Raw genomic sequence first — 11430 nt, 5'->3', positions numbered from 1 at the left:
CTCTACTACCCCTCTATTTTGGGCGGCTGCGTCTTTGTTTTATACGAGACGGGGCGGGCGCGGACCTGCACGACGTGATGCTGCTCGACCTGCACTGAGCTGCTCCCGCGCGCGTATGGCGCAGCGACCGGTCGCGGGAGCCTTCCACCAAGCGCGCCGCCTATGCGCGCGAGGGAGGGGGGAACCGGGTGCGCGCCGACGTTCGAAGGCTGTTGTCAGTGCCCTGCGGTATTCGCGCGCGCCCGCGCACAAGGCGCGACCGGTCGCGGTGCGGACAAGGTCCCACGATCCCAGGGGGACGCAGGGGACGATCTTCGCGCCGTCCCCTCCCCTTCCCTCTTCCTTCTCTGGGTGAGACAGAGGGGAGAGGGGTTGGAACCGTCCCCCTCGTCCCCCAATTGGTCCGCGGTCTCGTTCCTGCTCGGGTGGGAGGGGGACGACTCGCGACCGAGGAGGCGTACCCGTCGTCCCCCGTGCGTCCCCCGCACATGGAAGCGCCCCGGGCGGCGGTTGCCGTTCTGGGGCGCGTGTCGGGGGCGGGGTCATGAGACGGGATCGCGGGTGACGGCGTAGACCTTGCCGTTCTTGTTGCTGCCCGACGTGCGCGCCACGAAGATGCCTCGGGCACGGAGGGCCGGGGCTACCTGTCGGATGCGGGCGCTCAGCACGGCAGGAGTCTTCGGCCAGCCATCGGCAAAGCCTCGGCCGTCGCTGCTGAGCTGCCGTTGCAGCTCGCCCATGGTTCCCTGCCATCCGCCGGGCGGGAAGGCAGGAGAGGCTGTCCAGTCGCGCAGCGCGCCGGCAACCGGATGACCGTCGAGGACGGCATCGTTCAAGGCGTCCTGCGCCCCGTTGAACGCATCGAGGCTGCGCCAGCCTGTGACCCTGTCGAGTGCGTGCAGCAGCTCGGCGAAATCGGCGAGCCGAGGCCGTTCGGTGAGGTCGGCGGCAGCATGGGGGAGGTCGGCCCATACCTCGGCGGCGAGGTCGAGTAGGGCGCCGAGGATGCGGGGGTGCGCCTGCTCGTAGGCGGCCCACAGGGCCCCTGCGGTGCGGCGCTGGTCTCGGCGGATCGGCTGGAGTTCGAGCGGCATCATGCGCTCGGCAAGGTCGTTGCGGAGCGCCCCGAGGTCGATGCCGGTCAGCAGTACGGGCCGCTGGTAGGTGAGCACGTTCACGTCGTCGTCGGTGTAGAGAGCGCGGGTCACCTGCGCGTCGCCGGTGACGATGCGGCACAGGGCGTCGGACAGCCAGCCGGGCAGTCCCGAAAGGTTGTCGAGAGCGAGTACCCATCCGGCCGCGGTGGTCGGGCCGAGGTCGCGCAGGTTCTCGGGCGCCTGCCGCAGGGGCGCGCGGGCGCCCTCGATGATCCCGGTGAGCATCTGGCCCGAGGTGCTCTTGCCCGTGCCCTGCTCGCCGGTCAGGTACGCGATGGGGCGGGGCATCCCGGGGCGCAGTGCGGCTAGGAGCCAGCCGATCGCGAGCGGCAGCGTCTCAGGGGTGAAAGGCAGCAGGGCGGAGAGTTCGCCGATGCCCTCGCGCCAGCCACCGGCGGGGCGGTCGGGGCGGGGCAGTGGCCGAACCAGTTTGGTGCGGCGCCAGACCGGACCCGCCTCGGGGTCCGGGCACGTCAAGGTCCACCCGTCCGGGGCGATGCGGACCGACTCCCCGTCGGGACGACCGAGGTCGAGCCAGGACACCGCCGTGTCCTCGGGGTCTGCACCGACGCGCAGGTGCAGCTCGGTCTCGGGCACGCGCATGGCGAGGGCGTCGAGCGTGGCGACGGCATCCGCGAGTGCGGTCTGCGAGGGGGTGCGGTCGTGTTCGGTGACGTAGATCCGGGTGAGGTGCTGCCGCAGGCTGCCGGTTCCGGTGTGCGCTGCTGCGCGCAACGGCACGGCGACGGCCGGACCGTCGTACGGGACTGCGTACGGGGCACCGTTGTGGTGCAGGTACCGGAACCGGTTCTGCCCGAGGACGCGCAGCACCTCGGCCTGCGGGGGCTGCTTCTCCTGCTTCGCGCTGCGCGGCTGCTCCCCGCCCTGCTCCGCCCGCGGAAAGGGGACGACGGAGCGGGCGGCGGCGATCGGGTCAAAGGCCGAAGTGCTCATGCGGCGGCCCCGGTATGCGTGCGCGGGTGCCGCTCGCCTGCGGTGAGGCCGGAGCGAATCGCAGCCTCGGCCTCGCGGTCGGACAGCCCACCGTGCCGAGCCGCGTCGAGCAGTACGTCGACGAGCTGCCCGCGGTCGAGTCGGCCGGCCGCGCAGAGGGTGCCGAGGTTGAAGGAGGCGCGGTTGAGCGTGGCGTTCCGAGTGCCGGGCTGCGCCTCGGCGACAGTCCGCAGCTCGGCCTCGACGGCAGCCGCGGCGTACCCACTGCCCATGGGGCGGGGGCGCCAAGGCAGCACGGTACGGGGCCGCTCGGGGCGTACGCGGTGCCCGGTGCGGTCGAGGTCGCGCGCCAGCCAGACGGGCAACTCGGCGACCGCGCGGCAGTCACCGAGCGCGGTGTACGTACCGGCGCGGGTGACCGTGCCCGGGGCCACGGCGTACGAGGCTCCGGCGCGCACGTCGAGCTGCCAGCCCAGTGCGCCGGCGAGCGGGCGCCATGTAGTACCGGCCGGGGCACGGAACCAGTAGTGCAGTCCGCCGGAAGGGGTGAGCACGGTCAGTGTCTGCGGACCGCAGCCGGGCAGCGTCGCACGTCGCGCCTCGACGAGCAGTGCGAGGGTGTCGCGGCCGTCGGCGATGCTGCCGGGGGCGACATCCTCGGGCAGGTCGACGCCCGGGAGCAGCTCGGACTGCTCCTCGGGAGGCTGTCCGCCGTGGCAGTCCACATCGAGGATCACCAGGCCGGACGGCCCCGCAGCTACGCCGACGCCGGCGGACGGCATCCGGGCCCACCATGCGGCGATGCGCTCGGCGTCGATGGTCGCGGCGAGCACGCCGTGACAGGGGCGGCCGGCGGCGATGCACTCGCAGCCGTGCCCATCGTGCGGGACGTGGTGAGGGTTGGGACGCTCCTTGGTCCCGGCTGCACAGCGGTCGCAGCCGCGCACGGGCAGCTTGGCACCCGGGGCGAGCGGGTGCACCGCGTAGCCCTGAGAGGCAAGCCACAGGGCCACGCGGAGCGGGTCAGGGGGCGGGGTCGTCAAGTCGTCACCGCCCCAGCAGGGATGCGAGGGTGCCCACCACGGCAGCGAGCCCGTGCGGATCGGTGCCGTGCACCCGATAGCCGGCGGAGTGCGCCAGGACAGCGGCGAGCGTCCGGGCGGTGTGCTCGTCGATGTCCCGCGCACCCCCTATGGAGAGGCGCGCACGGAACCCCGGGGGTGTCGCCATCAGGCCACCCAACTCCTTCGTGGCGTCGGGGAGTACCGCCCACCCGTGCGAAACGGGCAGGCGGTAGTTCATCGTCGGCAGGGCGGCCGAGCGGCGGTAGGTCCGGACCGGGGTGCTCACGCGGCGCCCGCCTCGGCCCGCTCCTCGCCCTGAAAGCCGAGGAACCGCAGAAGGTCGTATCGGGTCACGCGGTACTGCCGCCCGAGCCGCAGGACGCGCACCGGGTACTCGCCGCTCTTAGCGAGGGCATAGCCGGTCGTCCGACCGAGCGCCAAGGCTCGGTTCGCGGTGTCGAGGTCAAAGCTGACGGGCAGGGCTACCAGCTCGGCCGCCGCCATCCCCTTCACGTTCTGATCTTCAAGCGCGCTCAAGACATCCCCCTGAGGGTTAGCAGGTTCATTCGTCTTGAGCATGATCCCTGAGATCGACTGGTGTCAACCCCACCCGGGGTGTAGCGTCCATTCCCGTGGAGAATGAACAGGGATCAGGAGCGACCGTCTGGAGCTACGGCTATGAGCCCGAGAAGGCTCTGGGCGAAGCCCTGCGCGCGCATCGGACAGCCCGCGGACTCTCGCAAGAGGACGTGGCCGCGATGATGAACCGGAGCGGGTTCTCATGGCGGCAGACAACGGTCGCGAAGACTGAGGCCGGTTCTCGCCCTGTGCGGGTCAATGAGGCCGCCGCGCTGGCTCTGTGTTTCGGAGTCTCGGTCAACGAACTCCTCGGCGGTCAAGCAGAGAGCGCTGAGCAGTCGATCCTCGAATCGGCGTACCGCGTGTCGTTCTCGCTGTACCTGAGCACACGGCTCCGCACCGAGGAAGCGCTCCGGCGGAAGGACGCCGCGGAGCGCGAGTACGAGGAAGCCCTCGATCAGCTCCACAAGATGAAGCAGTCGTTCGAAGAGGCGAGCCGAGTGTTCAACGAGGCGTTCCTCGAACCGCTCGGCGAGGGGGAGGAGAAGGATTGACCGGCTCGACCTTCAAACGGTGCGCCTGCCGCAACCCGGAAACGGGCAAGCAGTACGGGCAGTCGTGCCCCAAGCTCACGCAGAAGCGCCACGGTCTGTGGAACGTCCGGCAAGAGCTGCCGAACGACAAGGACGGCAAGCGCCGCACCTTCCGCCGCTCGGGCTACGCCACGAAGAACGAGGCGCAGGGCGACCTCGACCGACTGCGCGCGCTGCTCGGCATCCCGGGTGAGGACGACCCCGACGGCCGCTTGCTGATCGGCGACCTCCTCGAAACCGTCGCCTCCAAGAAGGAGGCCATACCCGACTACGAGGAGACGCAGCGTCGGTTCCGCACCGGCCAGTCCCTCACTGCCCGGCTGACCGTCGGCGACTGGCTCGACCAGTGGCTCGCCGGCAAGCGGCGCCGCGACTCCACCCTCGACGGATACGAGTCGCACATCCGTGTCCACTTGAAGCCGCACATAGGGCAGCACCGCCTCGACCGGCTGAACGTGGGCCACCTGGTCGAGCTGTTCGACGCCATCGAGGAGCACAACGAGGAGATCCTCGTCGAGAACGCCAACCGGCGGGCACAGGTCGCGCTGAGCAAGCCGACCACACCGGGGCGACCGCTCCCCGCCGAGCGCGAGCGGATCGCCGCCGAGCGGGCCAAGCTCGCCGCGATGAAGCCGTTCCGAAAGGTCACCGGGCCGGCGACTCGACAGCGCGTTCGGGCGACCCTGCGTGCGGCCCTGAACGATGCCATCGCGCAGCAGCTCATCACCTTCAACCCGGCGTCACATGTCGAACTGGAGACCGGTAAGCGGCCCAAGGCACTCATCTGGACCGAGGAGCGCATTGCCCAGTGGAGGCGGACGGGAGACAAGCCGTCGCCCGTCATGGTCTGGACGCCCGAGCAGACGGGCGCGTTCCTCGACCGCGCGGCGAAGCACCGCCTCTACGCGCTCTACCACCTGATCGCCTTTCGCGGCCTGCGCCGAGGCGAGGCATGCGGCCAGCAGTGGACCGAGACCGACCTCGGGGCCGGTCTGCTCACCGTCGCCACTCAGCTCGTACAGCGCGGCTGGAAGGTCGAGGAGTCCGCGCCCAAGACGGACAGCGGCGAGCGCGTGGTCGCCCTCGACTCCGAGACGGTGAAGGTGCTCGCGAAGCACCGCAAGCGGCAGATGCGGGAGCGCCTCGCGTGGGGCGAGGCGTACGCCGACACCGGCCGCGTGTTCACGCAGGAAAACGGCGAGTGGCTCCACCCGGCGTGGGTGACCGACCAGTTCCGGCGGCTGGCTGCCGAGGCGGGTCTGCCCCCGATCCGGCTGCACGACCTGCGCCACGGCGCGGCAACCCTCGCCCTCGCGGCCGGCGCCGAGATGAAGGTCGTACAGGAGATGCTCGGCCACTCCTCGATCACCATCACCTCGGACACGTACACCAGCGTCCTGCCCGAGGTCGCGCGGAAGGCTGCCGAGGCCGCGGTAAGGCTGGTCCCGCGGCAGGCCATTCGTACCGCCGGGCTCACCTCGGGCTCACATCAGGCCACCGGACGCCCCGGGCACAGCAAAGCGCCCCACCCGAAGAAGTTGGATGGGGCGCTAAGGCGCAGGTCAGAGGAAGGTTCCTCCGCCTCGCGAGCAGTAGGCCATGTCGGACTCGAACCGACAACCAACGGATTAAAAGTCCGCTGCTCTGCCAATTGAGCTAATGGCCCGTGGCGTGCTCACCCCAGAGCATAGCCGGAGAGGGCCGGGCCACCGATCGCATATCGGCTTGTCCGGGCCGGAGCATGTCGGTTGGGGCCGCCGGGGCTCCGGACGGGACGCGAACGGGGCCCCTACGACGGTGTGTCGTAGGGGCCCCGCTCACAACATTCGGCTCAGTGCCGTGGATCAGCCGTTGCGCTTCCAGCGCGGCTTGTCGTCACGACGGCCGCCGAAGGAGGAGCCGGTCGAGCCGGAACCCGAGGGGCCGTGCTCGTCACGACGGCCGTACGGGCGGTCGCCGCCACCGGAGCGGAAGCCGCCACGGTCGCCACCGCGGTCGTCACGGTTGAAACCACCGGACGGGCGGTCGTCACGACGGAAGCCACCACCGGTCGGACGGTCGCCACCACCGGAGCGGAAACCGCCACCGGTCGGACGGTCGCCACCCGAGCGGAAGCCACCGGTCGGACGGTCGTCGCGGCGGAAGCCACCACGGTCGCCACCACGGTCATCACGGTTGAAACCACCGGACGGGCGGTCATCGCGACGGAAGCCACCACCGGTCGGACGGTCGCCACCACCGGAGCGGAAACCGCCACCGGTCGGACGGTCGCCACCGGAACGGAAGCCACCGGTCGGACGGTCGTCGCGGCGGAAGCCACCACGGTCGCCACCACGGTCATCACGGTTGAAACCACCCGAGGGGCGGTCATCGCGACGGAAGCCACCACCGGTCGGACGGTCGCCACCACCGGAGCGGAAACCGCCACCGGTCGGACGGTCGCCACCCGAGCGGAAGCCACCACGGTCGCCACCGCGGTCACCGCGGTCGCCACGGTCGTCGCGGCGGAAGCCGCCACGGTCGCCGCCACGGTCACCACGGTCGTCGCGACGGTTGTCACGGCGCTCGAAGTTGCCACGCTCGTCACGGCTCTGGAACGCGGGGCGCTCCTCGGCGACCGGCGCGGCCGCGACGGCAGCCGCGACCTCGGCCACAGCAGCCTCGGCCACCTCGGCGACAGCGGCCTCCGGGTCCTCGCCACGCTCACGCGCGGAGCGGGCGACGAGGCGGTCGGCCTCCTCGCGCAGTTCCACGGCACGGCGCGACAGGCGCTCCAGCTGCTTGGTGAGGTCGGCGACCTCGCGCTCGGCCTGCTTCGCGGCGTTGTTCGCGGAGTCGGCCTGGACCTCGGTCAGCGAACGCGCACCGGTGATCTCGGCGACCTCCGGGTCGAAGGCGCCGACGCCCTGGACGATGTGGCGCGTGGCGTCGACGCCCGCGTCCTCCATCAGGCGGAAGATCTGGCGGCGCTGGTGCGGAAGCGCCAGCGAGACGACGACACCGGACTTGCCGGCGCGGGCGGTACGGCCCGAGCGGTGCAGGTAGTCCTTGTGGTCGCCGGCCGGGTCCACGTTCAGGACCAGGTCGATGCCGTCCACGTGGATGCCGCGGGCGGCGACGTCGGTGGCGACGAGCGCGTTGACGTAGCCGTCCTTGAAGTCGGCGAGGACGCGGGTACGGGCGCCCTGCGTCATGCCGCCGTGCAGCGCGTCGGCCTTCACGCCGGACTCGATGAGCTGCTCGGCGATGCGGTCGGCGCCCAGCTGGGTGCGGACGAAGATGATGGTGCGGCCCTTGCGGGCGGCGATGGCGGCCGTGACCGGCGCCTTGTCCTTCGGCTTCACGACGAGGACGTGGTGCGTCATGGTCGTGACGTTGCCCTGCGCGCTGTCGACCTCGTGCGTGACGGGGTTGGTCAGGTAGCGCTTGACCAGGGTGCCGATCTCGTTCTCCATGGTGGCGGAGAAGAGCATGCGCTGGCCGCCGCCGGGGATCTGGTCGAGCAGCTCGGTGACCTCGGGCAGGAAGCCCAGGTCGGCCATCTGGTCGGCCTCGTCGAGGACCGCGACCTGGACGTTCGCCAGGGAGCAGGCGCCGCGGTTGATGATGTCGCGCAGACGGCCCGGGGTGGCGACGAGGACGTCGACACCGCGCTCCAGAGCGAAGATCTGGTTGCTCATGGAGGTACCGCCGCAGACGACCTTCATCTTCAGGCCGAGCACGTCGCCGTAGGGCTGGAGGGCGTCCGCGACCTGCATCGCGAGCTCACGCGTCGGGGTCAGGATGATCGCGCGGGGCTTCTTCTTCTCGGTGTGACCGCCGGCCAGCGAGGCCAGGGTCGGCAGACCGAAGGAGAGGGTCTTGCCGGAGCCGGTGCGGCCACGGCCGAGGATGTCCTTGCCGGCCAGGGCGTCCGGGATGGTCGCGGCCTGGATCGGGAAGGGGGCGGTGACGCCGTTCTGGGCGAGCTTGCGCACGATCCCGTCGGGCAGACCGAGGTCGCCGAAGGTCAGGGTGGGCTCGGCGTCGGCGTCGTCGTCGGACGCAGCCTCGTCGTCGAAGTCGGTGGTGGAGTCCTCGAAGGACTCGCCGGTCGTCACGTCGGCCTCAAGAGCCTCGATGATCTCGTCGGCGACTACGGCCTCGATGGCCTCGGTGACCGCGAGGGTCTCGGCGTCGACGATCTCGTTGGAGTCGTTCTCGGGCATGACGGAACGGTCAGAACTGGAAATGGACATGCGAAATGCGAAACCTTCCGGAGTCTCGGCACGCGCCCAAACTCCGTGAATCGCAAATCGACCGCCTCAATGCGGTCAGCCACGGTTGGGGAGAGTACGCGCCACGCGGCGCTCTTCGGAGTCGGCGCCGGGCAATGGGATCAAACGATCTATAACCATACGCACCCTCCCCCGGGTCTGGCAAGTCGCTCCCCCGAATACGTCTCTGACCTGCGGAAATACCAACTGGGAGGGCAGCGGACACCGGCGGGTCGGAGGCGCACGGACGGCGGAACGCGCCGGTCCGGGGCCTACGACGGCGCCCCTGGCACCCCGCTCGGCTCCGGCGACGAGACCACCGGACTCGGTGTGGGTTGCGTCACGGGCGAAGCCGAGGCCGGCGGAGCCGGGGGCGACGGCTGCGGGCTCGGCGAAGCCGGCTGCCCGCCTGCGGAGCCGCCCGCTCCGCCGGAACCTCCCGCCCCGCCGGAGCCCGGACCGGAGCCGGAGCCGCCGCCCGAGGGGTGCTGGCCGCTCTGGCCGCCCGCACCGCCGCCCGGCCCCGCCGAAGGCGAGGGAGCCCCGGGCGGGCCGGCCGGGGCTCCCGGGCTGGGGGAGGCCCCGGTCGCGCCGGAGGCCTTGCCGGGCTCTGCGGCCTTGCCGCCCTGGTTCCCCGTACCGTCCTTCGAGCCGTGTCCGCCGGCGTGCGCCCCGGAGCCCTTCCCGGACGAGGAACCGCCGGACTTCCCGCTCTGGAGACCCGCCGAGGAGGCGGGCCCCGGCTGCGCGGCGTCCTCGCCGACGCTCATGCAGCCCGCCGTGGAGGCCGTCGCCGCCACCGCGAGCGCGGCGACGACCAGCCGGAGCGGGCGGCGCGAGGGACGGCGGAAGCGGAGGGAAGCGGACAACTGGCGCACGGGGCACCTCCGGAACACAGAACAAGAGTCCGCGGTGAGCGGGTCAATGTGCCCAACTCCCTTTGCCCCGTAAGAGACACGCCCCAGCGGAGAGCGGGGCCGTACCCCGTCGGGCGAACCATCGGGCGACCCGTCGGGCGACCCGTCCGGCGACCCGTCAGGCGAACAGCTGTCCCGCCACCTGGTAGCCGAGCGTGACCCCGCCGAGCCCGACCAGCACCGACGCCGCCACATTGGCCGCGGCGAGGAACTTCCAGCCCCGCTCGGCCAGCCGCAGGGTCTCGTAGGAGAAGGTCGAGTACGTGCTCAGCGCCCCGCACAGCCCGGTGCCGATCAGCAGGTTCAGCCGCGAGGAGGCGGCCCCGTCGAACACCGCCCCGGCCAGCGCCCCCAGCACCAGGGAGGCGGTCGCGTTCACCACGAAGGTCCCCCACGGGAAGACCGAGTCGTGGCGCATCTGCACCGCGCGGTCCGTCAGGTACCGCAGCGGCGCCCCTACGGCCGCGCCCGCCATGACGGTCAGCCAGTTCAGCCAGTTCACCCCTGCCCCCGCGACTGCCCGTGCCCGTGTCCGGGTCCGTGTTCGTCGGCGACCGCGCGCCGGGTGATCACGGCGGCCGCCCACACCGCGACCAGCGCGCCGGCCACCGTGAGCCCGGCGTAGGCCAGCGCGGTGCCCGCCTCCCTGGCGTCCAGCAGGTGTTCGAAGTCCACCGCGTACGTGGAGAAGGTGGTGTAGCCGCCGAGCACCCCGGTCCCGACGAAGGGCCGTACGAGGGGGTGCGCCGACCGGCCGCCCTCGCTGACCAGCACCATCAGCACACCGATCAGCGCGCAGCCCGTGACGTTCACCCAGAAGGTCCCCCACGGGAAGGCCCCGGGCACGGTCGGCCACAGGAGCGAGACCCCGTACCGCGCCGAGGCGCCCACTGCTCCACCGGCCGCCACCACCGCCAGCACCCTGCGTTGCGGTTCGGCGCGCTGTGCCGGGACATGCAGGTCGACGTCCGGGTCGATCGCCTCGGCGCCCTCCACCGGCCGGGTCATCCGCGCCCCTCTTCGCATCTCGCCACGCGGCCATTCTCGCGCGTCGCGTCCGGGCCCGCCGGAACGGGCGGCCGTCCCGGAGAATGGGCGTGTGCTGGAGATGACGCGTGACGCGTTCGAAGAGCTGGTGGCCGAGGCGCTGGACTCGATCCCCGAGGAGCTGACCCGGGTCATGGACAACGTGGCCGTCTTCGTGGAGGACGAGCCCGCCGCCGACGACCCCGAACTGCTCGGCCTCTACGAGGGGACCCCGCTCACCGAGCGCGGCGAGTGGTACGCCGGGGTCCTGCCGGACCGGATCTCGATCTACATGGGCCCGACCCTGCGGATGTGCGAGACCTCGGAGGAGGTGGTCCACGAGGTGGCCGTGACCGTGGTCCACGAGATCGCCCACCATTTCGGCATCGACGACGCGCGGCTCCACGAGCTCGGCTGGGGCTGACCTGCGGTCCCTCCCGACAGCCTCCCGACAGCCGGTGACCCGCCCGCGGAAACCGTTTTGGCGATCGCCGCCGGGATCCCATATGCTTCTCACGTCCCCGACGCACTCGAGAGTGCACGGCGGGCCTTTAGCCCTCATCGTCTAGTGGCCCAGGACGCCGCCCTTTCAAGGCGGTAGCACGGGTTCGAATCCCGTTGGGGGTACGCATTACCGTGTGCGAGACTTGTTCTCGCACATTGCAAGGACCTGTGGAGCAGTTGGTTAGCTCGCCACCCTGTCAAGGTGGAGGTCGCGGGTTCAAGTCCCGTCAGGTTCGCTGAGACCGGAAACGGTTTCGTGGCTGGGTAGCTCAGTTGGTACGAGCGATCGCCTGAAAAGCGATAGGTCGCCGGTTCGACCCCGGCCCCAGCCACCAGAGGATCAAGAAGGGCCCGTCCATCGGACGCGGGCGATTTGGGTT

At 71.2% G+C, this 11430-nt stretch carries 10 protein-coding genes, 4 tRNA genes and 1 pseudogene; 6 read left to right on the top strand and 9 right to left on the bottom strand.

What is annotated here, in order from left to right; translation table 11 throughout:
* Positions 1-542: 542 nt before the first annotated feature.
* From ACFXDJ_RS01585 to ACFXDJ_RS01570, 4 genes are read right to left on the bottom strand one after another with little or no spacing between them, the layout of a single operon-like run.
* Positions 543-2111, bottom strand: coding sequence for a hypothetical protein (locus ACFXDJ_RS01585; RefSeq protein ID WP_384654519.1), 1569 nt, complete (start codon positions 2109-2111; stop codon positions 543-545).
* Entirely contained in the window at positions 2108-3124 is a 1017-nt protein-coding gene (locus tag ACFXDJ_RS01580) for a bifunctional DNA primase/polymerase (protein ID WP_384654516.1), read from the bottom strand. The genes ACFXDJ_RS01585 and ACFXDJ_RS01580 overlap by 4 nt, the downstream gene beginning before the upstream one ends.
* 34 nt (positions 3125-3158) lie before the next feature.
* Complete coding sequence (locus ACFXDJ_RS01575) at positions 3159-3461, bottom strand: hypothetical protein (RefSeq protein WP_384654513.1); 303 nt, start codon at positions 3459-3461, stop codon at positions 3159-3161.
* A complete protein-coding gene (locus ACFXDJ_RS01570) occupies positions 3458-3679 on the bottom strand; it encodes an integrase (RefSeq protein ID WP_384654549.1) in 222 nt (73 codons plus the stop codon). The genes ACFXDJ_RS01575 and ACFXDJ_RS01570 overlap by 4 nt, the downstream gene beginning before the upstream one ends.
* Before the next feature lie 128 nt (positions 3680-3807).
* Between ACFXDJ_RS01570 and ACFXDJ_RS01565 the strand changes: the two genes are divergently transcribed.
* Both ACFXDJ_RS01565 and xerC read left to right on the top strand, forming a co-directional pair.
* Positions 3808-4308: a helix-turn-helix domain-containing protein gene (locus tag ACFXDJ_RS01565; RefSeq protein ID WP_384654510.1), complete on the top strand. Its 501-nt coding sequence runs from the start codon at positions 3808-3810 to the stop codon at positions 4306-4308.
* Positions 4305-5684: pseudogene (gene xerC, locus ACFXDJ_RS01560) on the top strand (tyrosine recombinase XerC); the annotation flags it as partial. The gene ACFXDJ_RS01565 and the pseudogene xerC, both read left to right, overlap by 4 nt.
* Positions 5685-5940: 256 nt before the next feature.
* On the opposite strand, the gene ACFXDJ_RS01555 reads toward xerC, so the two are convergent.
* The 5 genes from ACFXDJ_RS01555 to crcB form a co-directional block, all read right to left on the bottom strand.
* A tRNA-Lys gene (locus ACFXDJ_RS01555) sits at positions 5941-6013 on the bottom strand.
* 178 nt (positions 6014-6191) lie between these two features.
* A complete protein-coding gene (locus ACFXDJ_RS01550) occupies positions 6192-8585 on the bottom strand; it encodes a DEAD/DEAH box helicase (RefSeq protein WP_384847464.1) in 2394 nt (797 codons plus the stop codon).
* Between the two features lie 290 nt (positions 8586-8875).
* Entirely contained in the window at positions 8876-9481 is a 606-nt protein-coding gene (locus ACFXDJ_RS01545; RefSeq protein ID WP_384654504.1) for a hypothetical protein, read from the bottom strand.
* Between the two features lie 157 nt (positions 9482-9638).
* The gene (locus ACFXDJ_RS01540; protein ID WP_384654546.1) at positions 9639-10013 is read right to left on the bottom strand and encodes a fluoride efflux transporter FluC; all 375 of its coding nucleotides are present in this window, start codon (positions 10011-10013) and stop codon (positions 9639-9641) included.
* 5 nt (positions 10014-10018) lie between these two features.
* Positions 10019-10528 carry a fluoride efflux transporter CrcB gene (crcB, locus tag ACFXDJ_RS01535; protein WP_384654501.1) on the bottom strand — a complete coding sequence of 170 codons (510 nt, stop codon included), beginning with the start codon at positions 10526-10528 and terminating at the stop codon, positions 10019-10021.
* A 91-nt stretch (positions 10529-10619) separates the two neighbouring features.
* On the opposite strand from crcB, the gene ACFXDJ_RS01530 reads away from it, so the two are divergent.
* From ACFXDJ_RS01530 to ACFXDJ_RS01515, 4 genes are all read left to right on the top strand, one after another.
* The gene (locus tag ACFXDJ_RS01530; protein WP_384654498.1) at positions 10620-10970 is read left to right on the top strand and encodes a metallopeptidase family protein; all 351 of its coding nucleotides are present in this window, start codon (positions 10620-10622) and stop codon (positions 10968-10970) included.
* 130 nt (positions 10971-11100) lie between these two features.
* Positions 11101-11173, top strand: a tRNA-Glu gene (locus ACFXDJ_RS01525).
* Positions 11174-11212: 39 nt separating this feature from the next.
* Positions 11213-11286, top strand: a tRNA-Asp gene (locus ACFXDJ_RS01520).
* 22 nt (positions 11287-11308) lie between these two features.
* Positions 11309-11385, top strand: a tRNA-Phe gene (locus ACFXDJ_RS01515).
* Positions 11386-11430: the final 45 nt, after the last annotated feature.

This window comes from Streptomyces sp. NPDC059443, from assembly GCF_042750105.1.
GTDB lineage: Bacteria > Actinomycetota > Actinomycetes > Streptomycetales > Streptomycetaceae > Streptomyces.
The sequence above is the reverse complement of the archived record's forward strand: the minus strand, read 5'-3'. Positions and strand labels throughout refer to the sequence as shown.

Coding starts and splice junctions, on each gene's coding strand:
- ACFXDJ_RS01585 (WP_384654519.1), bottom strand. CDS start 2,111: ATGAGCACTTCGGCCTTTGACCCGATCGCCGCCGCCCGCTCCGTCGTC.
- ACFXDJ_RS01550 (WP_384847464.1), bottom strand. CDS start 8,585: ATGTCCATTTCCAGTTCTGACCGTTCCGTCATGCCCGAGAACGACTCC.
- crcB (WP_384654501.1), bottom strand. CDS start 10,528: ATGACCCGGCCGGTGGAGGGCGCCGAGGCGATCGACCCGGACGTCGAC.
- ACFXDJ_RS01570 (WP_384654549.1), bottom strand. CDS start 3,679: ATGGCGGCGGCCGAGCTGGTAGCCCTGCCCGTCAGCTTTGACCTCGAC.